Consider the following 23,394-nt stretch of genomic DNA (forward strand, 5'->3'; position numbering starts at 1 on the left):
GTGGTTCTCCGGGGTTCTCTGGGGGTTCAGTGGGCTGCTGCGCTGATGCTCTCGCGGGCCGCGCCTGCGACCGCGTCGGCAGTGACGCCGTACTCGTTCAGAATGCGCTGGTAGTCGGCCGAGGCGCCGTACTGCTCGATGGAGACGATGCGACCGGCGTCGCCGACGATCTCGCGCCAGCCGAGGCCGATGCCTGCCTCCACCGAGACGCGCGCCCGCACCGACGGCGGAAGGACGGAGTCGCGGTAGTCCTGAGGCTGGGAGTCGAACCACTCGCGGCACGGCATCGACACGACGCGTGCGGAGACACCGTCGGCGGCCAGCTGTTCCCGGGCGGCGACGGCCAACTGCACCTCGGAGCCGGTGGCGACCAGGATCACGTCGGGAGTGCCCTCGCTGTCGAGGAGCACGTAGGCCCCCTGGCCACGCCGTCGGTGGTGGCGAAGCCGTCGGTGCCGCGCGGGAAGGTGGGCACGTTCTGGCGGCTCAGGCAGAGGCCGACGGGACGGTCGGTCTGCTGGATCACCGCGTGCCAGGCTGCGGTGGTCTCGTTGGCGTCGGCAGGTCGGACGACGTCGAGACCGGGAATGGCCCGCAGTGCTGCGATGTGCTCGATCGGCTGGTGGGTCGGACCGTCCTCGCCGAGACCGACGGAGTCGTGTGTCCACACGAAGATGCTCGGGATCTGCATCAGCGCCGCGAGGCGGACCGACGGACGCATGTAGTCGGCGAACTGGAGGAAGGTGCCGCCGAAGACGCGGGTCAGGCCGCCGAGGGTGATGCCGTTGATGATCGCGCCCATGGCGTGCTCACGGATGCCGAAGTGGAGCACCCGGCCGAGCTGCGGGTCGGTCGTCCACTGCTCGGTGGTGTGCTCGGCGGGCCCGAACGACGGGACACCGGAGATGGTGGTGTTGTTGGAGCCGGCGAGGTCGGCCGACCCACCCCAGAGCTCGGGCAGGTGCGGGGCGAGGGCGTTGATCGCCTTGCCGGACGCGGAGCGTGTGGCAACGCCCTTGGTGTCGGCGGGGTACGTCGGCAGGTCGGCGTCCCAGCCCTCGGGGAGCTCGCGAGCGCGCAGACGCTTGAGGAGGGCGGCGCTGTCGGGGTTGGCGTCGGCCCAAGCCCGGTAGACCTTGTCCCACTCGGCACCGGCGGTGGCACCGCGTTCGATGGCCTTGCGCGTGTGGGCGAGCACCTCGTCGCTGACCTCGAAGGTCTGCTCGGGATCGAACCCCAGGATCGCCTTGGTGGCAGCGACCTCGGCGTCGCCGAGCGCGGAGCCGTGGGACGCCTCGGTGTTCTGGGCGTTGGGGGCCGGCCAGGCGATGATGGTGTTGAGCACGATCATCGAGGGCCGTTCGGTGACGGTGCGGGCGGTCTCGATGGCGTCGTACAGGGCCTGCACGTCCTCGACGTACTTGCTGCCGCCGTTGGTCCAGTCGACGTGCTGCACGTGCCAGCCGTAGGCCTCGTAGCGCTTGGCGACGTCTTCGGTGAAGGCGATGTCGGTGTCGCCCTCGATGGAGATCTTGTTGTCGTCCCAGATGACGGTGAGGTTGCCCAGCTGCTGGTGACCGGCGATGGCGGACGCCTCGGCGGAGACACCCTCCTGCAGGTCACCGTCGGAGGCGATGACGTAGACGTGGCGGTCGAAGGGGGACTCACCGGCCGGTGTCTCGGGGTCGAGCATGCCGCGCTCGCGGCGTGCAGCCATGGCCATGCCCACCGCGTTGGAGATGCCCTGCCCCAGGGGGCCCGTCGTGGTCTCGACGCCCGCGGTGTGGCCGAACTCGGGGTGCCCAGGAGTCTTGGAGCCCCAGGTGCGGAAGGACTTGAGGTCGTCGAGCTCGAGGCCGAAACCGGCCAGGTAGAGCTGGATGTAGTGCGTGAGGCTGCTGTGACCGCACGAGAGCACGAAGCGGTCGCGGCCCACCCACTGCGGGTCGGCCGGGTCGTGCCGCATGACCTTCTGGAAGAGGAGGTAGGCCGCAGGCGCCAGGCTCATGGCGGTGCCCGGGTGGCCGTTGCCGACCTTCTGCACCGCGTCCATGGCCAACACCCGCACCGTGTCGACCGCCCGCCGGTCGAGTTCGGTCCACTCAAGGCGGGGGATTCGGTGCTCAAAGGAGGGTCCTCTCGAATGCAGTGTCGTGGGCTGATTCAGAGCCTACTCAAGGGGAGCGATAGACTCACCTCCGGCTCGTCCTGAGCCAAGGCCCCACCGCTCAGCATCCCGAGGTTCATGTGACTCACGTCGGCCAGTCGGCTGAAGGCGCCCAGCAGACCGGTTCTTCCGGTGGTGCGCCCGGAGCAGGCGACCCGGAACGGGTGGGCTGGAAGGACATCGTCGGTGCTTACGTCGGGTTGACGAAGCCCCGCGTCCTGGAGCTGCTGCTCCTGACCACCGTCCCGGTGATGTTCTACGCGGAGAAGGGTATTCCCGACCTGCGTCTGGTGATCGCGACCGTGATCGGCGGTGCGTTCTCCGCCGGCTCCGCATCGACCTACAACTGCGTCTACGACCGCGACATCGACGAGCAGATGCGTCGTACCCGACGCCGTGCCCTGCCCCGCCATGTGGTCTCGGCACGCTCGGCACTCATCTTCGCCACGATCCTCGCGATCCTCTCGACGGTGATCCTGTGGGTGGAGGTCAACCCGCTCTCGGCGATGCTCTCGCTCGGTGCCAACGCGTTCTACGTCTTCGGCTACACGATGCTGCTCAAGCGGCGCACCACGCAGAACATCGTGTGGGGTGGCATTGCCGGGTGTTTCCCGGCAATGATCGGTTGGACCGCCGTCACGGGTGAGTTGGCGTGGACGCCGTTCATCCTCTTCCTGGTGGTCTTCTTCTGGACCCCGCCGCACACCTGGGCGCTGGCGCTGCGCTACCGCGAGGACTACCGCAACGTCGACGTGCCGATGCTGCCCGTCGTGCGGTCCGCCGCCGAGGTGGGCAAGCAGATCGTGCTCTACACGTGGGTCATGGTGGCCACCTCGATGCTCTTGTGGCCCGTCGCGGACACCGGCTGGTTCTACCCGGTCGTCGCCGCGGTGCTCGGCATCGTCTTCCTGGTCGAGGCCCACCGGATGTGGGGCCGCGCCAAGGGCAGTGAAGACCTCGCCGTCATCCGTCCGATGCGCCTGTTCCACCACTCCAACCTCTACCTGAGCCTCCTCTTCGTCGCTGTCGCGATCGATCCGCTGCTCAAGTTCTGATCTGCCCCAGTCCTGGGATTTCCCGCCCGGGCGGGGAAATGGTGGCTTGGTGTGCGTGGCTACGGCCCACAGGAGTGCAATTCGGGCACACAGTGGGTGAATCAGCTCGGAGTCTCAGCCGTCACACTGGGTGACGAAAACCTGCGCTTGGTGTGTGTGGATACGCGTGCGAAGCGCCCATTTCCCCGCCCGGGCGGGGAATCTTGAGGCCCCTGGGGCGGGTGGTCACCGCCGCCGGTCAGCGGCCGGCGGCGAAGGCGTAGAGGCGACCGGTGTGATCGGCCTCGGAGGTGTGCGGACGCACGGCGAAGACCACGCGGGCGAGGCCGGCGGTGAGGAGGCCGGCGCCGAGCATGTGGAGGGCGACGAGGAGCACCGGGAGGTCGAGCAGGTACTGCGTCCAGCCGATGGCTCCTTGGAGCAACTCGATGCCCAGCAGTGCACTGGTGCACACGGTGAGCCAGCGGTCGCCGGCCCGCACGGCCAGCACCAGCAGCACGACGGTCAGCGCGACCAGCAGGTAGACCGCGACGGCATGCAACTGCGAGACCACGGCTGGGTCGAGACCGTTGCGCTTGGCATCGATGTCTCCGGCGTGCGGCCCCGAGCCGGTGACGACCGTGCCGAGGTAGAGCACCACCCAGCCGACGGCGAAGAGGGCGTCAGCGGTGAGCCGGGTCCGTGGCGGCGATGCCTCGCGGGTGGGGCTGCGCAGGTGGTCGAGCAATGCCGCGCAGAACACGATGATCACCATGGATGACAAGAAGTGCAGTGACACGACCCACGGGTTGAGGTCGGTGAGCACCGTGATCCCGCCGATGACCGCCTGCAGCGGGATGTAGAGGCCGATCAGGAACGAGAGCCTGGCCGCCTTGCGGTCACGGCTCCACAGCGCCGACAGGAAGCACAGGATCGCAATCGCCGCGAGCACGAAGGTCAGGAGCCGGTTGCCGAACTCGATCAGTCCGTTGATGCCGAGTTCGCCGTGGGCGGTGTACGACTCCTCGGTGCACCGGGGCCACGTGGGACACCCGAGACCGGAGCCGGTCAGCCGCACGGCCGCGCCGGTGACGACGATGCCGATGTTGGCGATGATGTTGGCGACTGCCAGCGGCCACAGCCAGCTGGCCACGCGGGTGCGCATGCTCACTCCCACTTGAAGAGACGACTGGCCAAGGTGGCGCCGAGCGCTGCCCACACCAGCAGGACGAGGAAGGCGGGACCGTCGGCCCGGCCGTCCCAGAAGGCAGCTCGCATCGCATCGCCCAGGGCTGCGGACGGGAGCAACTGCATCGCGCCCTCCGCGGCGCCGTACGTGTCACGGGGAGCACGATCCCGCCGCCCATCATCAGCAGCAGGAAGATCAGGTTGGACGCCGCCAGGGTGGCCTCCGCACGCAGTGCACCGGCCAGGGCCAAGCCCAGTCCGGCGAAGGCGCACGTGCCCAGCAGCGCCGCCCCGACGGCGAGGAGGACGCCGATCACGCCGCCTTCGGGGTCCCATCCCAGGGCGAAGGCGGCGACTGCGATCACGACCGCCTGGAAGACCTGCACGAACAGCAGGGCGATGATCTTGCCGAGCAGCAGTCCGATCCGCGGCAGCGGGGAGGCGCCCAGCCTCTTGAGCAGCCCGTAACGCCGCTCGAAGCCGGTGGCGATCGCCAACGACGTGAACGAGGTGGCCATGACCGCCAGGGCCAGGACGCCGGGTGCGAGCACGTCGATCGGCCGATGGTCGAGATCGAAGTCGACCCGGCGTGCGGCGAGCGTGCCGCCCACCAGCACCAGGATGGGGATCACCACGGCCAACAGCAGCTGCTCACCGTTGCGGAGGATCAGCTTGGTCTCCATCAGTGCCTGTGCTCGTACCTGCCGGTGCAGGGGAGCGGCCCCGGGTGCCGGGGTGAAGGTGCCGCCGGTCATGAGTTCAGTCCTCGTCCGGTGAGTTGCAAGAAGACGTCCTCCAGGGTGTTCTGCCCCAAGGTCAGCGACTCCGGCAGGACGTCGTGCTCCTCGCACCACTTCGAGACCTTGGCCAGCGTGCTGGCGTCGGCGGAGCCGGTGATCACCAGGCTCTGCTCGTTGAGCGGGCGGACCTGCGTGCCAGCACCCAGGGTGCGCTGCAGCGAGCCGGGCGCCTCGGGCGGGAACGGGTCGGTGACGACCAGCCGAATGGTGGCGGCGCCCTGGCTCCGGGTGAGCTCGAAGGGAGATCCCGTGGCGATCAGCTTGCCGTGGTCGATCACGTGCACGAGATCGGCCAACCGCTCGGCCTCGTCCATGTAGTGGGTGGTGAGCACGATCGTCACGCCGTCGCCGCGCATCTCCTCCAGCAGCTCCCACGTCGTACGACGCACCGCAGGATCCATGCCCGCAGTCGGCTCGTCGACGAAGCACAGCTCGGGGCGACCCACGACGGCCATCGCCAGCCCCAGCCGCTGTTGCTGGCCCCCGGAGAGGCGGCGATAGGGAGTGCGGCCGCACTCATGGAGGCCCAGTCGCTCGACCAGGGGCTCGATCGGCAGGGGATTCGCGTGCAGCGAAGCGATGTGGCGCAGCATCTCGACCGCCCGGACCCCGGACCAGGCGCCACCGGCCTGCAGCATCACCCCGATCCGGGGAGCAGCTCCTGCCGCTGGCGGTGCGGGTCCAGGCCCAGCACCCGGACCGTGCCCGACTGCGCCTTGCGGAAGCCTTCGCAGGTCTCGAGCGTCGTGGTCTTGCCGGCGCCGTTGGGGCCGAGCACGGCGGTGATGGTGCCGGTGGGGACCACGAGCGAGAGGTCGTCGACTGCCGTCCTGCCGGCATACCGCATCGTCAGGCCGTCGACGAGCACAGCGGGTTCGGACGAGGGCACCGGAGCAGTCTAGGGGTGGCGACCCGTGCTCGACCGGGCAGGTCCGACCCCTCCGGAACATCGGCTGCGCAATTGCGTGGCGCCGATGACCCGACTGCTCCTAGTCTCGTCACCATGACCGACAAGCCCGCCATCGAGGCAGTCCATCTGGTCAAGCGTTTCGGCGAGCAGATCGCAGTCAACGACGTCAGCTTCGAGGTCCCCCAGGGCACCGTGCTGGGGCTGCTCGGCCCCAACGGCGCCGGCAAGACCACGACGGTGCGGATGATGACCACGCTGACCAAGCCCACCTCCGGCACCGCGCGCGTGGCCGGCCACGACGTCGTCACCGACCCGTCCGGGGTACGCCGGAGCATGGGCCTCACCGGCCAGGCCGCCACCGTCGACGAGCTGTTGACCGGGCGCGAGAACCTCCGTCTCATCGGCGCGCTCTACGGGCTGTCGAGGCGCTACATGACCGGTGCCACTGAGGACCTCCTGGAGCGCTTCTCGCTGGCGGAGGCAGGTGACAAGGTGGTCAAGGAGTACTCGGGCGGCATGCGTCGGCGCCTTGACCTGGCCGTCAGCCTCGTGGCAACGCCGCCGGTGCTCTTCCTCGACGAGCCCACCACCGGCCTCGACCCACGCAGTCGCGTGGAGCTGTGGGACGTGCTCAGGGAGCTGGTCGACGGCGGTACGACGTTGCTCCTGACCACGCAGTACCTCGAGGAGGCCGACCAACTGGCCGATCGGATCGTCGTGATCGACCAAGGCAGCGTGATCGCCGAGGGCACGCCACTGCAGCTGAAGGACTCCTCTGGCGCTGCCGCGGTCGTGGTGACCGTCTCGGAGGCCGCCGATCTCGCCAGGGCCGAGCAGATCATCCGATCGGTCGTCGACGACGTGCACGTGGACGAAGGAGCGCGGCAGCTGACCGCACCCGCCGACGGTTTGCGCGACATGACGCGCATCGCGGTGGCATTCGAGGACACCGGCATCGAGCTTGACGACCTGGGGCTCAAACGCCCCACCCTCGATGACGTCTTCCTCCGGCTCACCGGTCACCGGGCCGAGGAACCCACCGAAGAGCCCGAGGAGGTGCTCTCGTGACCGCCCCGCTCGCTCGTCCCGAGATCCGCGACACCGGACTGCTGCGCCAATCGCTCGCGATCGTGCGCCGCAACCTCATCCACATCAAGCGGATGCCCGAGATGCTCATGGACGTCACCATCCAGCCGGTGATGTTCGTGCTGCTCTTCGCCTACGTCTTCGGTGGCTCCATCGCCGCCAACGCGCCGGCCGGCTACCGGGAGTGGCTGCTCCCGGGGATCATGGGGCAGACGATCGCCTTTGCCTCGTTCATCGTGGCCGTCGGCCTCACCGCCGACATCGACAAGGGGATCATCGACCGGATGCGGTCCCTGCCGATCCACCCCGCGGCAGTGCTCGTGGGCCGCAGCCTCTCCAGCCTGCTGCACTCGATGATCGGCGTGGTGGTGATGTCGCTCACCGGCCTCATCGTCGGTTGGCGGATCCGGGGAGCGTGCTCGACGCGTTGCTCGCCTACGGGCTCATCCTCCTGTGGGGATTCGCGATGATCTGGGTGGGCATCCTGGTCGGCTCCACGCTCCGCTCGGTCGAGGCGGTCAATGGCGTCATGTTCACCACGATGTTCCCCATCACGTTCCTGGCCAACACCTTCGCTCCGCCGGAGGGGATGCCGAGCTGGCTGCGCACCATCGCGGAGTGGAATCCGATCTCCTCGCTTGTCCAAGCCGTCCGGGAGCTGTGGGGCAACACCCCGCCGGCCCCGCCGGACGCCGCCTGGCCGTTGCAGCATCCGGTGCTCATGACGGTGGTGTGGACGCTGGGGATCACGGCCGTGATCGCGCCGCTCGCACTACGAAGCTTCCAGCGACGTACCAGCGACTGAGAGCCGCGCCCGCCGCGCGATGGTGAGGTGTGTCACAGGGTACGGCGGCGTCGGTGTCCACGTTAGGCTCCCCTTGCTTGAAGCGGCTCCTCCATTAACGTCACACTGGTGTTGTGCAATTCGAGCGAGTGGTCTCCGGCGCCCCCGAGGGGACGCTCCGACGCGCGCTCGCGTGGTCCGCTCCATCCTCGAGAACGGACCCTCGACCGCGGCGGCCCTCGCCGAGCGGTTGGAACTCACGGCCGCTGCCGTACGTCGCCACCTCGACCTGTTGCTCGAGGAGGGCATCGTCGAATCGCGTGAGGAGCGGGTCTACGGATCCCGCCGCCGCGGTCGCCCGGCCCGGGTCTTCTGCCTGACCGACACGGGCCGAGACGGACTCGACCACCAGTACGACGCGCTGGCCGTCGACGCGCTCCGCTTCCTGTCCGAGACCGGTGGTGAGGAGGCGGTCACTGCCTTCGCCCGACGTCGGATGGAGAGCCTTGAGGGTGAGTTCGACGAGCTGGCCGCAGCGCGGCCCGAGTTGTCACCGGCACAGGTGCTGGCCGAGGTGCTGAGCCAACGTGGCTTCGCTGCTGCGGTCCGGCAGCTGCCGATGGCCGAGCAGCTGTGCCAGCAGCACTGCCCGGTTGCGCACGTGGCGGCGGAGTTCCCGCAGCTGTGCGAGGCCGAGACCGAGGTGATCGGTCAGATCCTTGGGCGCCACGTCCAACGGCTGGCCACGATCGCCCACGGCGACGGTGTGTGCACCACCAGCATCCCCAAACTGCAAGAGCCCATCCACGAGCAGAACAGAGAGTCGCATTCATGACTGCCAACCCGAGCATCGAAGAGCTCAACCCGGAGCTGAAGGGCATCGGCCGCTACGAATTCGGCTGGTCTGACAGTGACGACGCCGGCGCCACCGCTCGGCGAGGTCTCAACGACGACGTCGTACGCGACATCTCGTCGAAGAAGAGCGAGCCGCAGTGGATGCTCGACCTGCGCCTCAAGGGTCTGAAGCTCTTCGACCGCAAGCCGATGCCCCACTGGGGCGCCGAGCTCAACGGCATCGACTTCGACAACATCAAGTACTTCGTCCGCTCCAGCGAGAAGCAGGCGCAGTCGTGGGAAGACCTGCCCGAGGACATCAAGAACACCTACGACCGGCTCGGCATCCCCGAGGCGGAGAAGCAGCGCCTCGTCGCCGGCGTCGCCGCGCAGTACGAGTCCGAGGTCGTCTACCACTCGATCCGTGAAGACCTCGAGGAGCAGGGTGTCCTCTTCCTCGACACCGACACCGCGCTCAAGGAGCACCCGGAGATCTTCCAGGAGTACTTCGGCACGGTGATCCCGGTGGGCGACAACAAGTTCGCCGCACTCAACACCGCCGTGTGGTCGGGCGGCTCCTTCGTCTACGTGCCGAAGGGCGTTCACGTCGAGATCCCGCTGCAGGCCTACTTCCGGATCAACACCGAGAACATGGGGCAGTTCGAGCGCACCCTCATCATCGCCGACGAGGACTCCTACGTGCACTACGTCGAGGGCTGCACCGCCCCGATCTACTCCTCCGACTCGTTGCACTCGGCCGTCGTCGAGATCATCGTGAAGAAGGGCGCCCGTGTCCGCTACACGACCATCCAGAACTGGTCCAACAACGTCTACAACCTGGTGACCAAGCGTGCGGTCTGCGAAGCCGGCGCCACCATGGAGTGGGTCGACGGCAACATCGGTTCCAAGGTCACCATGAAGTACCCGGCCGTCTACCTGATGGGCGAGCACGCGAAGGGCGAGACCCTCTCCATCGCGTTCGCCGGCGAGGGCCAGCACCAGGATGCCGGCGCCAAGATGGTGCACGCTGCGCCCAACACCTCCAGCTCGATCCTGAGCAAGTCGGTGGCGCGCGGTGGTGGTCGTACCTCCTACCGCGGTCTCATCCAGGTCAACGAGGGTGCTCACGGTTCCAAGTCCAACGTGCTGTGTGACGCGTTGCTGGTCGACCAGATCAGCCGCTCCGACACGTACCCCTACGTCGACATCCGTGAGGACGACGTCTCCATGGGCCACGAGGCGAGTGTCTCGAAGGTCTCCGACGACCAGCTCTTCTACCTCATGTCGCGCGGCATGGCGGAGGACGAGGCGATGGCCATGATCGTGCGTGGTTTCGTCGAGCCGATCGCCAAGGAGCTCCCGATGGAGTACGCCCTCGAGCTCAACCGCCTGATCGAGCTGCAGATGGAGGGCGCGGTCGGCTGACCGACGCACCCCATCCAGCCCCTGCACCAGCACTACGAGAGAGCATCTACGTTGACTGTCACTGACACGAGCCGCGACTCGGTCGCTTCGGCCCTCGAGGCCGACCGGGTGGAGAGCCACCTCAACCCGCCGGCGTCCTACGACCTGGCCGACCACCCCGTGCCGACCGGGCGCGAGGAGGTCTGGCGCTTCACCCCGATCAAGCGCCTGCGCGGCCTCCTCGACGGGGCCGCGGCCGAGGGCGACCTGGGCTTGGAGACGACCCTTCCCGAAGGCGTCACCTGGACCACCATCACGGCGGACGAGGCGGTCGAGCTCGGCGAGCTCGCCCCCAACGAGCGTCCGGCTGCCCTCGCGGCGGCGCTGACCTCCGAGGCGAAGCTCCTCGACGTGCCCGCCGAGGCCCAGATCGATGAGCCCGTCATCATCCGCCTCACCGGCAACTCGGTGGACGACCTGGTCTGGGGGCGCACCCTGTTCCGGGTCGGTGCCCACGCCAAGGTCACCATCGTGCTGGTGCACACCGGTTCCACGCGCTACTCCGCGATCCAGAGCTTCCTGGTCGGCGACGGCGCGCACGTCAACGTGCTCACCCTGCAGGACTGGGCCGACGACGCCGTGCACCTGGGCCGCGACTCCATCCGCGTCGGCCGTGACGCACGGGTCAAGCACACCGCCATCTCCTTCGGCGGCGACCTCGTGCGCCTCCACGCCAACGTGGAGTACGCCGGACCCGGCGGCGAGGCCGAGCTGCTCGGCCTCTACTTCGCCGACGAGGGCCAGCACCTGGAGCACCGCCTCTTCGCCGACCACAACGCTCCCAAGACCAAGAGCAACGTGACCTACAAGGGTGCGCTGCAGGGCAAGGACGCCCACACGGTCTGGGTCGGCAACGTGCTCATCCGCAAGGTTGCCGAGGGCATCGAGACCTACGAGGAGAACCGCAACCTCATCCTCACCGACGGCACCATCTGCGACTCGGTCCCCAACCTGGAGATCGAGACCGGCGAGATCGCCGGGGCGGGACACGCCTCCGCGACGGCCCGCTTCGACGATGAGCAGTTGTTCTACCTGCGCTCGCGCGGCATCTCCGAGAAGGAGGCGCAGCGACTGGTCGTGCACGGCTTCTTCAACGACCTCATCCGCAGGGTGGGCGTGCCGTCGATCGAGGAGCAGCTCCTCGCGACCGTCGAGGCCGAACTCGCCAAGAACGTGCTGGCCGAGGTCGACGCCTGATGGCACTGGTCCGCGCCTGCGCCGTTGCCGACGTCCCCGCCGATGAGGCGCTGGGCGTGACGGTCGACGGCATGGACGTGGCCGTCGCGCGCGACGGGGACGAGTTCTTCGCGTTGCGTGACGAGTGCTCCCACGCCGCCGTACCCCTCTCCGAGGGTGAGGTGGCCAACCGCACGGTGGAGTGCTGGCTGCACGGGTCGACGTTCGACCTGGCCTCCGGCAAGCCCACCTGCCTGCCCGCCACCGAGCCGGTGGCGACCTTCCCGGTGGAGGTTCGCGGCGACGAGGTGTTCGTCGACGTGAGCACCACCCTCAATGGCGTCAGCGCCTCCTGAACATCGAATTATCTGAGAGAGAGACAACCGACATGGCAACCCTGGAGATCAAGGACCTGCACGTCTCCGTGGAGACCGAAGACGGCCCCAAGGAGATCCTCAAGGGCGTGACGCTGACCCTCAAGGACGGCGAGACGCACGCGATCATGGGCCCCAACGGCTCCGGCAAGTCGACCCTGGCCTACTCCATCGCCGGGCACCCGCGCTACGAGATCACCGCGGGCACGGTCACGCTCGACGGCGAGGACGTGCTCGAGATGACCGTCGACGAGCGCGCCCGCGCCGGCCTGTTCCTGGCGATGCAGTACCCGGTCGAGGTGCCTGGTGTCTCGGTCGCGAACTTCCTGCGCACCGCCAAGACCGCCATCGACGGCGAGGCGCCCAAGCTGCGCACCTGGGTCAAGGACGTCAACGCTGCCATGGAGCAGATGGACCTCGACGCCACCTTCTCGCAGCGCTCGGTCAACGAGGGCTTCTCCGGTGGTGAGAAGAAGCGCCACGAGATGGCCCAGCTCGACCTGCTCGACCCCAAGGTCGCCGTGCTCGACGAGACCGACTCCGGACTCGACATCGACGCGCTCAAGGTCGTCTCCGACGGCGTCAACCGGTTCCGGGCCCGCGAGGCCAAGTCGGTGCTGCTGATCACCCACTACACCCGCATCCTTCGCTACATCCAGCCCGACCAGGTGCACGTGTTCGTCAACGGCCGCGTCGCCGAGTCCGGTGGGCCGGAGCTCGCAGAGGAGTTGGAAGCGAACGGCTACGAGAGGTTCCTGGCCGCTTCGGTCTGAGCCCACGCCAACCGACCGCTCACCACCAGCACGAAGGAACCACATGGACGGCTTGCTTCCCGAGTTGGAGGTCATCCGCGCGGACTTCCCGATCCTCGAGCGCACGCTCGCGGGCGGGCTCCCGCTGGTCTACCTCGACAGCGCCAACACCTCGCAGAAGCCGCAGGTGGTGATCGACACGATGGTCGACCACCTGGAGCACCACAACGCCAACATCGCTCGAGCCATGCATCAGCTCGGTGCCGAGTCGACCGAGGCGTTCGAGGTCGCGCGCGACAAGGTCGCGGCCTTCATCGGTGCTCCGGAGCGCGACGAGGTCATCTTCACCAAGAACGCCTCGGAGGCGCTCAACCTGGTGGCCAACACGCTGGCGTGGCCCGGTGTCCACCAGCTCGGTCCCGGTGACGAGATCGTCATCACCGAGATGGAACACCACTCCAACATCGTGCCGTGGCAGCTGCTTGCCGAGCGCACCGGCGCGACGTTGCGATGGTTCGGGATCGCCGACGACGGACGTCTCGACCTGTCCGACATCGACGAGCTCATCAACGAGCGCACCAAGGTCGTCGCGTTCACCTGGGTGTCCAACATGTTGGGCACGATCAACCCGGTCGCCGAGGTCACCTGCAAGGCCCACGCCGTCGGAGCCCTGGTCGTCGTCGACGGCTCCCAGGCCGCCCCGCAGCTGCCGATCGACCTGGCGTCGATGCCGACTGAGGAGCGCCCCGACCTGCTGGCCTTCACCGGCCACAAGGTCGTTGGTCCCACCGGCATCGGAGTGCTCTGGGGAGCCCGCGCGGTGCTCGAGGCACTGCCGCCCTTCCTGGGCGGTGGCGAGATGATCGCGACGGTCCGCATGGACAAGTCGACCTACGCCGGCATCCCGCACAAGTTCGAGGCAGGCACCCCGCCGATCATCGAGGCCATCGGTCTCGGTGCGGCGGTGGAGTACCTCGGCCACGTCGGGCTCGACGCTATCCACGCCCATGAGCAGGCCATCACCGGTTATGCGCTGGAGGGGCTGGCGACGGTTCCCGGACTGACCGTGCTGGGACCTCTCGACGCGGCCTCCCGTGGCGGCGCGATCTCGTTCGAGCTCGAGGGGGTCCACCCCCACGACATCGCACAGGTTCTCGACAGCAGAGGGGTCGCCGTACGTGCCGGTCACCACTGTGCGAAGCCGGCGCACGCGCGCTTCGGGGTGCAGTCCTCGACGCGCATGTCGTCGTACCTCTACACGACGCCCGCGGAGATCGACGCTCTCGTGGAGGCGTTGGAATACACCCGCCACTACTTCAAGTTGGGGTGAGTGATGACCACTCAAGACCTGGATGCTCTCTATCAGGAGATCATCCTCGACCACTACAAGCACCCGCACAACAAGGGTTTGCGTGACGACTTCGGAGCCGAGGTCCACCACGTCAACCCCACCTGCGGCGACGAGATCACCCTCCGGGTCCATCTCGACGGTGACGTGGTCAAGGACGTTTCCTACGACTCACTCGGCTGCTCCATCTCGCAGGCGTCGGCCTCCGTGCTGACCGACCTGGTGATCGGCCGGACCGTCACCGACGCCATGGCGATCCATCAGGAGTTCCAGACCCTCATGCAGGGTCGGGGCAAGGTGGAGCCCGACGAGGAGGTGCTGGAGGACGGCATCGCCTTCGCGGGTGTGGCCAAGTTCCCGGCCCGGGTCAAGTGCGCGCTACTGTCATGGATGGCCTGGAAGGACGCAACCGCCCAGGCCCTGGAGGAGGACCGATGACCGACACTTCAACGAGCCAGGCTGACGCCGCATCGAGCTCAGCAGACCGCCACGGTGACCTGCCGGAGGTTCCCGAGGCCACCGGCGTGACCTCGTCGGCGACGACCCCCGAAGACGTCAACGAGGCGATGAAGGACGTCGTCGACCCCGAGCTCGGCATCAACGTGGTCGACCTGGGCCTCGTCTACGGGGTCCACGTCGACGAGCACTCCAATGTGGTGCTCGACATGACCCTCACGTCTGCTGCCTGCCCGCTGACCGACGTGATCCAGGACCAGACCGAGACCGCTCTCGAGGGTCTGGCCAACGACGTCGTCATCAACTGGGTCTGGATGCCGCCGTGGGGTCCCGACAAGATCACCGACGACGGGCGTGAGCAGCTGCGCGCGCTCGGCTTCAACGTCTGACGCGAACCTTCACTCAGGCTCCGCGAACCTTCACTTGGATTCATCGAACCCGCAATTGCTGTGACGCAACTGCGGGTTCGATGCTTCTGAGTGAAGGTTCGCGGTCAGGCGTTGTGTACGGCGATGCGTAGGGCGCCCGCGTCGGTGACGGCCTGCTCCAGCACCGAGCGGCGCGGATCGGGCACCGGCAGCCACGGGGCCACCACCGCCTTCGCGAGCGTGCGCAGCGGCGGGCTGGCGAGCACCTCGTCGACAGCCGTGTGGTCGCCACCGGTCACCAGCAGCGGGCAGGCCGGCGAGAGGAGCAGACGCGCTGCGTGCTCGGCCGCGGCGGCGTAGGCCACCTTCGCCTGGTTGTCGCGGCGGCGGGCGAAGCGCTGCTGGCTCTGGCCGCCGGCCTTGGTACGCCCCTGGACATGCCGCTGCCCGGTCTTGCTGGCGTGCACGACATCGCCGTGGAGTCGGGCGATCGCGAATCCGCCCTTGCGCACCAGCAGCACCCCCAGTCGCTGGGGGGTTCGACGCTGGTGAGGAACTCTTCCGGGTCGGCATCACCGGCGTACACCCGGTCCCACGGCAGGCGTACGTCGGCCCGCGAGCCGTCGACAGCCCTCGCCACGAGCGCGCCCGAGTCGACCTCCAACGACGTCTCCCCGTGCCGCGCGGCGAAGTTGTCGATCCAGCGGATCAGTCGGGCTGGCGGCAACCTGATCTCGGTCATTCCTGCTCCGGGCGGTAGCGCCAGCCGTACATCCACACCACGACGCCGACGGTGAGGAGCAGGTAGCCGATCAGACCACCCCAGAAGAGCCAGCCCAGCTCTGGGTCGGAGGTCTGGGCCGCCCGGGCGGTGTCGACCGTCGTGAGGGAGATCAGCAGGATCGTCGCTCCACCCAGGAAGCTCGTGTCATTGGCGATCCGGCGGCGGAGCGTGGCCTCGCGCTCGGGAGTCTCGGTCCACCACTCCTTGTGCGGAGCGTTGATCATCGACGCGTTCATCCGAGGGATCCACAACGAGATCAGCACGAAGAGCAGCAGCAGGCCGGCGCCGATGAGCCCGAACGTCCACAGGGCCTCGGCGCGGCTGCTCCAGTCGTCAGCCTTGCCGGAACCACCGAAGTGGGTCGGCACCCGGTCGGGCAGGCCGGGCGCGACCATGGCGAGCACGACGGCGTGCACCACGCCCGTGGCCAGCAGGAACAGGGTCCCGGGATTCCTCAACGTCTCTCCTCGTTGTCGATCACGACGTCGACCTCAGCGGCGACGGCATCGTGGGCGAACAGCGCGTCCTCCTGCGCGGCCCAGACGTCCCAGTGCGGGATGAAGGTGTCGCCGTCGCGGGCCAGAGCCCGCTCGCGTCGAGCGTCGGTGCTCGCCTCCACCCAGGCGGTCGTGGTCGCGAATCGCCGGAACATGGCCGTGCACGCGCCGACGCCTTCGACGACCAGCGTCGGGGTCGGGGACACCAGCGTCCGGGCACCGAGCTGGTCCGCGTGCCAGTCCCATTGGCGGTAGCTCCCGGGTTCTCCGCGGTGCAACGGCTCCAGCACCTCGCGGCGTACGACGTCGAGCCCCGCGGCGAGTCCGTGCCAGCCGCGGTAGGCGAGGTCCAGGTGCAGGACCGGCGCCGACAACCGCGTGGCGACGTCGAGCGCCAACGCGGTCTTGCCGGCACCGGAGCGACCGTCGATGCACAGCAGGCGCGTCGAGCCGAGCCGGGGAGGCCCGGCAAGCACCCGGGCAGCAAGGTCTCCGGCGATCGTGTCGGGCACGTTCAGTTGGCCAACCCGTGGCCGCGGTAGGTGCGGACCTCGTCGACGAACTCGCTGCCGCTGAGCAGGTGCGCGGTGTTGGTGTGCTCGAAGAGCTCTCCCGACTTGGCGTGCCGGAACCAGACCAGGTCACCGATGCCCAGCAGGGAGGCGGGGGAGCCGGTCAGGGAGTCTGCACCTCGCCCACGCCTTCGGTGCCGGTGGGGCTCAGACCCGGTGGCAGCCAGGGCGTCGGCAGCCGGTCCTTGCCTGCTGCCCCCGAGGCCACGAAACCGCCGCCGGCCACCGTGACCACGTCGGGCGTGGGCTTGCGGAGCACCGGGACCGCGAAGTAGGCGGCCGGGCGTGGGGTGAACGAGCGGTAGTGGTCGAAGAGGGTGGGCACGAGCAGCCCGGAGCCGGCAGCCACCTCGGTGACGACCGGATCCGCGGCGGAGGTCTCGATCGATCCCGAGCCGCCGGCGTTCCAGAACTCCAGCTCCACGAACCGAGCGAGCGCTTCGGCGACGGCTTGGCGGCGTTCGGCCAGCTGACCGACGGAGGCTGCCTTGAGCCGGCGCACCACGAGTGACTTGGCCCGCTGGCCGGGTACGTCGTCCTGGAGTCCGGCAACCTGACCCTCGTAGGTCATCACGCCCACGAGGGTGAAGCCGTCACGGTCCACCACCGCGCGTGCCAGTGCGGTCACGGCGTCGGTGCCGAGCAACGGGGAGCGCTTCGGGCCCACGTGCTGGCCGCGCAGGTGCAGGCCCGCGTCGACGTCGATGGCGACGCGGATCGGCACGGCCTTGGAGGAGCGCAGTGAGTCGACGATGTCCAAGTGCTCCGTGGAGTCGACCATCAGGGTGATCGCGGCGGCCGCGGAGGGCGAGGAGACCAGTTCGGCCAAGGACACCGTGTCGACGGTGGGGTAGCCCATCACCAGATCGGTGAGTCCTCGTTCGCGATGCAGCCAGAGAGCTTCCCGCAATGCGTAGGTCAGCACTCCCGTGAACCCTGCGCGAGCCAGCGCCCGATCAAGCAACGCCGGCACCCGCAGTGACTTCGAGGCGACGCGGATCGGCGTACCGCCGGCACGTCGGACCAGGTCGTCGGCATTGCGGTCGAAGGCGTCGAGATCGACCACCATCGCAGGAGTCGGCAACGGGGTGGCACGGGTGGCGACGGCCTCGTTGAGGCGCGCGTGCACCCGGTTTGCCTCGATGAGGTCGTTCATCACTCGATGCCGCGCTTCTTCAGCAGCGCCTCGATGTCGGCCATGTCGGGATCGACCGGCGCAGCCGACCTGGCGGGCTTGCCCGGACGTACCTGCTTCGGCGCCTGCTCACCCGGGGAACCGGGCTCGACCACACGCTTTCCGTCGCCGACCTTGGTGGAGATGCCGAAGAGCAGCACCGCGAGTCCGGCGATGCCGACGCCGATCCAGGTGCTGAGTGAGAAGACGAAGCCCGTTGCCCAGTCGGTGACCGACATCGCGACCTCGCCGAGCAGTTCCAAGGTGCCGGTCAGGTAGGCGGCCGGAACCAGGAACGTCAGTGCCGTCAGCTTCAGCCCGGTGCTGGCGCCCCGGTTGCGGAACGCCCACCAGCTGCCGCCAGCACCCACGACGGTGAGAGCGACGGCCAGAGCAAACCACGCTTCGTCGTTCATGCCCCCAGCGTTTCACATCGGTCACAACACAGGAACCGGTGTGGGGCTGCCGCCACCGGAAACAGCCTCCGCTCAGATCCATCCCATGCGTCGGGCCACGGCGCAGGCGTCGTGGCGGTTCGCCGCTGCGAGCTTGGTCGTCGCCTGTGAGAGGTAGTTGCGGACGGTGCCGGGGAGAGCGAGGCCCGAACGGCGATCTCCTCGATGGGGGCGCCGTCGGCGGCCAACTCGAGGACGTCGGCCTCACGTGGGGTCAGTGGGCTGTCGCCGGCAGCCATCGCCTCCGCGGCGAGCTCGGGATCGACGTACCGGCCGCCTGCGTGCACGGTGCGTACGACCTGGGCGAGTGTTGCCGCAGAGGTGGTCTTGGGGAGGAAGCCGCGTACGCCGTCGGCGAGCGCCCGCTTGAGGTGCCCGGGTCGACCGTGACTGGTGACGATCACTGCTGCACAGGAATGGCCGCGCTCGCTCAACCTACGGGCGACGGTGATGCCGTCGGGCCCGGGCATCTGCAGGTCGAGCACGGCGACGTCGACCGGGAACCGGTCGGCCATGGCGAGTGCCTCGTCACCGGAGGCTGCCTCCGCGACCACCGTGAGATCGTCCTCGAGGTCGAGCATCTGGGCCAGTGCGGTGCGGATCAGGTGTTCGTCGTCGGCGAGCAGGATCCTGATGGTCATGGAGCCTCCGCAGGGTCGGTGAGGGTCAGGTGGGCGACCAGGTGGAAGCGATCTGAGGTCGCGTGTGCCTCGAGGTCGCCGCCGAGTGGCGCGAGGCGCTCGCGCAGGCCCGTGATGCCGGCGCCCTCGACGACGGGCGCGCCGTCGACACCGTCGTTGGTCACGTCGAGGGTGGATGCCGCCCATCGGATGCACACGTAGGACGCTCGCGAGTGTCGGAGCACATTGGTGACCGCCTCCCTGATCACCCAGGCGGCAGCTTCGTGCAGCGCGAGGGGAGTCCCTCGACCTCCACCTCGGCGCGGATCCCGGCCGACGCCAGGAGGAGCGGGCCCCTTCGAGCTCTTGCGTGAGGTCGGTCGTGCGATAACCGCGGGCGAGCTCGCGGGCCTCGCGCAGGGCGGTGTGAGCTGTGGACCGCACCTCGAGCATCTGCTCCGGGGCACGTTGGTCACCGCGTGCCGCCAAGGTGGCGGCGAGCTCCGCCTGCACCGCGATGGTCGAGAGGCGGCGCCCCAGCACGTCGTGGACGTCTCGGGAGAAGCGGAGCCGCTCCTCGGCGACGGCGAGTGCCGCCTGGGCCGTGCGCGCCTGGTCGAGCTCGATGACCACCGCCAGGAGCCAGAGGGAGACCCGCACGGTGAAGACCAGGAAGAGCGCGATCAGCAAGGAGGCGGGTGCGAACCACGGATTGCCGGCCGCCGCGGCCGGGAGCGCGGTGAGCGCAAGGAGCAGGGCTGTCACCGCGCGGCGGTCCCGCAAACCGCCGAGCGCCAGCGAGGAACTGGCGAAGACCACCATCACGGCGGTTCCCCGCACCTCGTTGTCCTGGGGCAGGCCGAGGGCCAGCACCAGGACCACCAGGGCGAGGAACGGAGCGATGCTGCGCCAGGGCAAGGGGCCCGCTGCCGGGTGGAGCGCCATCACGTCCCGGATCACGCGGGACGCCGCCGCGGCGAGCAGCAGTGAAGCGACCGTGACGAGGGTGAACCACGGTTGGTGCTCACCAGCCGCCGAGGCGGAGCGGAGGAGGATGTAGCCGACGAAGCCCCACAGCAGCAGGTGGAGCGACTGGCGGGTGTAGAGGTCGACCCGCTCCACCTGGGAACCGCCCCGCCAGCCCATGTCCACCACCCTAGTTGAGTCGTTCCGAGGGATGCCGACTGCTCACGCGCGGGGCTCCCACTGCATCGAGCGGACGGCCAGCCACACGGCGAGCACGATCCACGCCACGAGCACCGCGACCGGCTGGGCCGCGGCCGCCCAGGTGTCGGCGAAGTCGAGGGTCCGCTCCGTGCCGGGCTCGCCGAATCCGAACCAGCTGGTGCGCACCAGGTCGGTGAGCGCCGCCCCGGGCGTCAGGTCGACCCAGTCACGCACGGACTCCGGGAAGGCGACACTCATCTGCCCCACCACGGCGAGCAGCACCACCGGCATGCTGGTCAGTTGCGCGGCCTCGGCATTGCGGGTCCACGCGGCGGTCCAGAAGGAGAAGGTGGCGAAGAGGGCGCCGACGAGCAGCACCGTGGCGGCATAGACCACGGGGTTGAGAGGAGCCCGGTGCCCGGTCGCCAGCGCGATCGGCACGGCCAGGGCGGCGACCACCACGAGGATCGCGAAACCGGGCAGCGCGAGCGCCACCAGGAGCTCCCGTCACGGGCCTCGCCGGAGCGCAACCGCTTCAGCACGAGTTCGTCGCGACGGGAGACGAACTGTGCCAACACGTTGTAGAAGACGGGGAAGAGTGCAGCAAAGGTGAGGGTGGTGGTGATCGCCGCGGCGCCAACCCCGCCGTCGTCCCCGACGAGCAGCAGGAGGAGCGGTGCCAGGGGGAGGACGACGGCGTACACGAGGGCCAGCCGATTGCGCATGAGCAGGACGGTGTTCCAGCGCGTGAGGGTACGCACACGGCCGGGATCGAGGGTCAGGTCCATCACCGGTCTCCTTCGGTGGACGGCTCGGAGCTTGCGATGTCGAGGAAGACGGATTCCAAGGTGGCGGTGCGTGCCTGCAGACCTTCGAGCGTGTGCCCGGCTCGGTCGGCCCAGACCAGGAGGTCGGTGAGGGTGCGCTGCAGGTCGGCGGTGCGCAGGACGGTCGTCCCCCGGTCATGGGTGACCTCGACCGCCAGGTCGGGAAGCTGGGGCAGGGAGAGGAACTGGATCGTGGCGGGGTGGCCCTCGGCGATCTCGTGCGGGCTGCCGGAACGCACGATGCGTCCGGCATGCATGATCTCCAACCGGTCCGCCAGTGCTTCCGCTTCCTCCAGGTAGTGGGTGGTGACCAGCACGGTGGTGCCGGTGTCGCGCAGCCCGCGCACCAGCTCCCACACGTCGCGGCGACTCTCGGGGTCGAGGCCGGTCGTCGGCTCGTCCAGGAACAGCACCTCGGGGTGGGCGAGGAGCGTGCAGGCGAGATCGAGGCGGCGGCGTTCGCCGCCGGAGAGCACCCGCACCCGAGTGGCGGCCCGACCGGTGAGGCGCAGCAGCTCCAGCAGCTCGTCGACCGGCCGGGCCCGGCTCACCAGGCCGCTCCACATGCGCAGCGTCTCGCGGACGCTCAGGTCGCCGGAGAAGCCGCTGGCCTGCAGGAGCACGCCGGTCCGTCGACGCACCTCGTCGCGGTCACGCCACGGGTCCAGTCCGAGCACCCGCACCGAACCACTGGCGGCGGGCGCGAGGCCCTCGATGACCTCCAGGGTGGAGGTCTTGCCGGCCCCGTTCGTGCCCAGCAGTGCGGTGACGCTGCCGGCAGCGACCCGCAGGTCGACACCGCGGACCGCCTCGAAGGTCGCGTCGCCGCTGCCGTAGGTACGGCGCAACTCGCTCACGTGGATCGCAGATTCCTCGGCCATGTCCCCAGCCTCCCGGAGACCCGGTGGACGCGGCAGTCCCCGTGCTCATCGATTGGCCATGACATCTGTCATGTGGGCGGGTCGACCGGGGCCGGCGACTCTCGTGGTGGTCGGGCACTCATCTAGGCTGAGACGCATCATGGTGAACCCCGACCGATTCGCAGGCGCGCAGCTCCAGGCGAGCGCGTTCCCCGACGACGACGGCTCCCAGGACCCCGAGCTGGTCGCTGCGCTGGAGGCCTGGCGGGCAGACCGCAGCCGCAGTGCCGACGTACTCCGGGCGCTGGCCTCCTCGCGACTCCTCGTGCCGGTCGTGGCCCTCCTCGGTGAGGTTGAGTACGACGAGCGGGGGCTGGCCCACGACAAGTCGAGCGACATGGCTGCCGTCCTGATGCAGGGCCGGGACGGTCGGATGGCCCTGCTGGCCTTCACCGGCACCGCCCAGCTCGACGCGTGGAACCCCCAGGCCCGCCCCGTCGCCGTGCCGGCCGCGGTCGCAGCCCAGTCGGCGATCCAGGACGAGGCGGCCGCCCTGGTGATCGACGTGGCCGGGCCCACCACCTTCGTGGTGGGGGCCGACGACCTGGTCGGACTCGCTGCCGGGTGGGAGCTGGTGGAGGTCGACGGCCAGTCCGGTTGGCTCAAGCCCGCGGAGTGATCGCGGAATACCCACGGCGTCGCGCGGGTTGAGAAGGGTGTCGCGGTCGATTGGCATCAGCGGACACCCTTGGGTTAACCTGTGTCTCGACCGATCGGCCTCGATGTGCACCCGCACACCGGAGCCGGTCTGACAAGCGGAGGCTCTGCCGAGATCGAGGGCAGACTTCCCACCCGCATCGGCCAGGAGGTCGTCGGGTCCGGTCACGTGACTGAGCAGAGTCCATGCGTGGGCCCCATTCAGATCGCGCGTGAGATGCTGATGTGTCTCGGAGACTGGCTTCCGCTTGTGGCGGAAGCCTTTTTCAATTTGTACGTCTTCAGGAGGACACATCAGCACTGAGCTGCGCATCAACGACCGGATCCGGGTTCCCGAGGTCCGCCTCGTTGGACCCAATGGCGAGACGGTCGGCATCGTTCCCACGAACGACGCGCTGCGCCTGGCCCAGGAGGCTGACCTCGACCTCGTCGAGATCGCTCCCCAGGGCAAGCCGCCCGTCTGCAAGCTCATGGACTACGGGAAGTTCAAGTACGAGAACGCCCAGAAGGCCCGTGAAGCCCGTCGAAACCAGACGAACGTGATCATCAAGGAGATGAAGCTTCGTCCGAAGATCGACGCCCACGACTACGAGACCAAGAAGGGCCACGTCGTCCGCTTCCTCAAGGCCGGGGACAAGGTCAAGATCACGATCATGTTCCGTGGTCGTGAGCAGCACCGCCCCGAGCTGGGGTTCCGGCTGCTGCAGCGTCTGGCTGCCGACGTGGAGGAGCTGGGCTTCATCGAGTCCTCCCCGAAGCAGGACGGCCGCAACATGATCATGGTGCTCGGCCCGCACAAGAAGAAGGCTGACGCCAAGGCCGAGGTCAAGGCTGCCAAGGACGCCGCAGCTGCGGACCTTGCTGCCGACAGGGCCGACGAGGTCGCGGAGCGCAAGGCTGCGCAGACCGGCCCGGTGGCCCAGAAGAAGGAGCGGCGTCGTTCGGAGAACCTCGACGCTGACATCGACGTCTGATCCACC

General features: G+C 68.7%; 25 protein-coding genes and 4 pseudogenes. 14 read left to right on the plus strand and 15 right to left on the minus strand.

Going from position 1 to position 23,394, the window contains the following annotated elements:
* Window positions 1-26: 26 nt before the first annotated feature.
* A pseudogene (tkt, locus tag L1066_RS23085) lies at window positions 27-2,053 on the minus strand (transketolase).
* Between the two features lie 194 nt (window positions 2,054-2,247).
* Here tkt and L1066_RS23090 point away from each other — a divergent pair.
* On the plus strand, window positions 2,248-3,222 hold the full coding sequence (locus L1066_RS23090) for a heme o synthase (protein WP_376707723.1): 975 nt from the start codon (window positions 2,248-2,250) through the stop codon (window positions 3,220-3,222).
* 238 nt (window positions 3,223-3,460) lie between these two features.
* Here the strand turns inward: L1066_RS23090 and L1066_RS23095 are convergent, their stop codons facing one another.
* The 5 genes and pseudogenes from L1066_RS23095 to L1066_RS27265 form a co-directional block, all read right to left on the minus strand.
* On the minus strand, window positions 3,461-4,366 hold the full coding sequence (locus L1066_RS23095; RefSeq protein ID WP_235738712.1) for a COX15/CtaA family protein: 906 nt from the start codon (window positions 4,364-4,366) through the stop codon (window positions 3,461-3,463).
* 2 nt (window positions 4,367-4,368) lie between these two features.
* On the minus strand, window positions 4,369-4,515 hold the full coding sequence (locus L1066_RS28150; RefSeq protein ID WP_312008673.1) for a hypothetical protein: 147 nt from the start codon (window positions 4,513-4,515) through the stop codon (window positions 4,369-4,371).
* A gap of 77 nt (window positions 4,516-4,592) precedes the next feature.
* Window positions 4,593-5,144 (minus strand): annotated as a pseudogene (locus L1066_RS23100) (ABC transporter permease); the annotation flags it as partial.
* Complete coding sequence (locus L1066_RS23105) at window positions 5,141-5,827, minus strand: ATP-binding cassette domain-containing protein (protein WP_283095587.1); 687 nt, start codon at window positions 5,825-5,827, stop codon at window positions 5,141-5,143. The pseudogene L1066_RS23100 and the gene L1066_RS23105, both read right to left, overlap by 4 nt.
* Window positions 5,827-6,078 carry an ATP-binding cassette domain-containing protein gene (locus tag L1066_RS27265; RefSeq protein ID WP_312008619.1) on the minus strand — a complete coding sequence of 84 codons (252 nt, stop codon included), beginning with the start codon at window positions 6,076-6,078 and terminating at the stop codon, window positions 5,827-5,829. The genes L1066_RS23105 and L1066_RS27265 overlap by 1 nt, the downstream gene beginning before the upstream one ends.
* Before the next feature lie 114 nt (window positions 6,079-6,192).
* Between L1066_RS27265 and L1066_RS23110 the strand changes: the two genes are divergently transcribed.
* From L1066_RS23110 to L1066_RS23160, 11 genes are all read left to right on the plus strand, one after another.
* On the plus strand, window positions 6,193-7,167 hold the full coding sequence (locus L1066_RS23110) for an ATP-binding cassette domain-containing protein (RefSeq protein ID WP_235738713.1): 975 nt from the start codon (window positions 6,193-6,195) through the stop codon (window positions 7,165-7,167).
* Entirely contained in the window at window positions 7,164-7,655 is a 492-nt protein-coding gene (locus L1066_RS23115; protein ID WP_235738714.1) for an ABC transporter permease, read from the plus strand. Before L1066_RS23110 ends, L1066_RS23115 begins: the two co-directional genes overlap by 4 nt.
* On the plus strand, window positions 7,601-7,990 hold the full coding sequence (locus L1066_RS23120; RefSeq protein WP_235738715.1) for an ABC transporter permease: 390 nt from the start codon (window positions 7,601-7,603) through the stop codon (window positions 7,988-7,990). Before L1066_RS23115 ends, L1066_RS23120 begins: the two co-directional genes overlap by 55 nt.
* Before the next feature lie 118 nt (window positions 7,991-8,108).
* Window positions 8,109-8,804, plus strand: coding sequence for a helix-turn-helix transcriptional regulator (locus L1066_RS23125; RefSeq protein ID WP_312008668.1), 696 nt, complete (start codon window positions 8,109-8,111; stop codon window positions 8,802-8,804).
* On the plus strand, window positions 8,801-10,228 hold the full coding sequence (gene sufB, locus L1066_RS23130; RefSeq protein ID WP_235738717.1) for a Fe-S cluster assembly protein SufB: 1,428 nt from the start codon (window positions 8,801-8,803) through the stop codon (window positions 10,226-10,228). Before L1066_RS23125 ends, sufB begins: the two co-directional genes overlap by 4 nt.
* Window positions 10,229-10,279: 51 nt before the next feature.
* The gene (gene sufD, locus L1066_RS23135; protein ID WP_235738718.1) at window positions 10,280-11,464 is read left to right on the plus strand and encodes a Fe-S cluster assembly protein SufD; all 1,185 of its coding nucleotides are present in this window, start codon (window positions 10,280-10,282) and stop codon (window positions 11,462-11,464) included.
* The gene (locus L1066_RS23140) at window positions 11,464-11,799 is read left to right on the plus strand and encodes a non-heme iron oxygenase ferredoxin subunit (RefSeq protein ID WP_235738719.1); all 336 of its coding nucleotides are present in this window, start codon (window positions 11,464-11,466) and stop codon (window positions 11,797-11,799) included. The genes sufD and L1066_RS23140 overlap by 1 nt, the downstream gene beginning before the upstream one ends.
* A gap of 32 nt (window positions 11,800-11,831) precedes the next feature.
* Window positions 11,832-12,590, plus strand: coding sequence for a Fe-S cluster assembly ATPase SufC (gene sufC / locus L1066_RS23145; protein ID WP_235738720.1), 759 nt, complete (start codon window positions 11,832-11,834; stop codon window positions 12,588-12,590).
* Between the two features lie 43 nt (window positions 12,591-12,633).
* Window positions 12,634-13,899 carry a cysteine desulfurase gene (locus L1066_RS23150; protein WP_235738721.1) on the plus strand — a complete coding sequence of 422 codons (1,266 nt, stop codon included), beginning with the start codon at window positions 12,634-12,636 and terminating at the stop codon, window positions 13,897-13,899.
* Window positions 13,900-13,902: 3 nt separating this feature from the next.
* A complete protein-coding gene (gene sufU / locus L1066_RS23155) occupies window positions 13,903-14,355 on the plus strand; it encodes a Fe-S cluster assembly sulfur transfer protein SufU (RefSeq protein WP_235738722.1) in 453 nt (150 codons plus the stop codon).
* Window positions 14,352-14,762, plus strand: a complete 411-nt coding sequence (locus L1066_RS23160; RefSeq protein WP_283095588.1) for a metal-sulfur cluster assembly factor — start codon at window positions 14,352-14,354, stop codon at window positions 14,760-14,762. The genes sufU and L1066_RS23160 overlap by 4 nt, the downstream gene beginning before the upstream one ends.
* Before the next feature lie 104 nt (window positions 14,763-14,866).
* On the opposite strand, the gene L1066_RS23165 is transcribed toward L1066_RS23160, so the two are convergent.
* The 9 genes and pseudogenes from L1066_RS23165 to L1066_RS23205 form a co-directional block, all read right to left on the minus strand.
* A complete protein-coding gene (locus L1066_RS23165) occupies window positions 14,867-15,253 on the minus strand; it encodes an acVLRF1 family peptidyl-tRNA hydrolase (RefSeq protein ID WP_235738723.1) in 387 nt (128 codons plus the stop codon).
* Between the two features lie 226 nt (window positions 15,254-15,479).
* Window positions 15,480-15,983 (minus strand): DUF1648 domain-containing protein, encoded by a 504-nt coding sequence (locus tag L1066_RS23170; protein ID WP_235738724.1) that lies wholly within the window; start codon window positions 15,981-15,983, stop codon window positions 15,480-15,482.
* Window positions 15,980-16,534 (minus strand): nucleoside/nucleotide kinase family protein, encoded by a 555-nt coding sequence (locus L1066_RS23175; protein ID WP_235738725.1) that lies wholly within the window; start codon window positions 16,532-16,534, stop codon window positions 15,980-15,982. Before L1066_RS23175 ends, L1066_RS23170 begins: the two co-directional genes overlap by 4 nt.
* 163 nt (window positions 16,535-16,697) lie before the next feature.
* Window positions 16,698-17,750, minus strand: coding sequence for an alanine racemase (locus L1066_RS23180; protein ID WP_235738726.1), 1,053 nt, complete (start codon window positions 17,748-17,750; stop codon window positions 16,698-16,700).
* On the minus strand, window positions 17,750-18,184 hold the full coding sequence (locus tag L1066_RS23185) for a hypothetical protein (protein WP_235738727.1): 435 nt from the start codon (window positions 18,182-18,184) through the stop codon (window positions 17,750-17,752). The genes L1066_RS23180 and L1066_RS23185 overlap by 1 nt, the downstream gene beginning before the upstream one ends.
* 72 nt (window positions 18,185-18,256) lie before the next feature.
* Window positions 18,257-18,864: pseudogene (locus tag L1066_RS23190) on the minus strand (response regulator transcription factor).
* A 363-nt stretch (window positions 18,865-19,227) separates the two neighbouring features.
* Window positions 19,228-19,989 (minus strand): annotated as a pseudogene (locus L1066_RS28155) (sensor histidine kinase); the annotation flags it as partial.
* 42 nt (window positions 19,990-20,031) lie between these two features.
* Window positions 20,032-20,505: a hypothetical protein gene (locus L1066_RS23200; protein WP_235738728.1), complete on the minus strand. Its 474-nt coding sequence runs from the start codon at window positions 20,503-20,505 to the stop codon at window positions 20,032-20,034.
* A gap of 292 nt (window positions 20,506-20,797) precedes the next feature.
* Window positions 20,798-21,718: an ABC transporter ATP-binding protein gene (locus tag L1066_RS23205; protein ID WP_235738729.1), complete on the minus strand. Its 921-nt coding sequence runs from the start codon at window positions 21,716-21,718 to the stop codon at window positions 20,798-20,800.
* Between the two features lie 139 nt (window positions 21,719-21,857).
* Here L1066_RS23205 and L1066_RS23210 point away from each other — a divergent pair, with 139 nt between their 5' ends.
* A complete protein-coding gene (locus L1066_RS23210; protein WP_235738730.1) occupies window positions 21,858-22,376 on the plus strand; it encodes an SseB family protein in 519 nt (172 codons plus the stop codon).
* Window positions 22,377-22,662: 286 nt separating this feature from the next.
* Window positions 22,663-23,388 (plus strand): translation initiation factor IF-3, encoded by a 726-nt coding sequence (gene infC, locus L1066_RS23215; RefSeq protein WP_235738731.1) that lies wholly within the window; start codon window positions 22,663-22,665, stop codon window positions 23,386-23,388.
* Window positions 23,389-23,394 lie beyond the last annotated feature (6 nt).

Source organism: Nocardioides alcanivorans (assembly GCF_021555175.1).
Taxonomy (GTDB): Bacteria; Actinomycetota; Actinomycetes; order Propionibacteriales; family Nocardioidaceae; genus Nocardioides; species Nocardioides alcanivorans.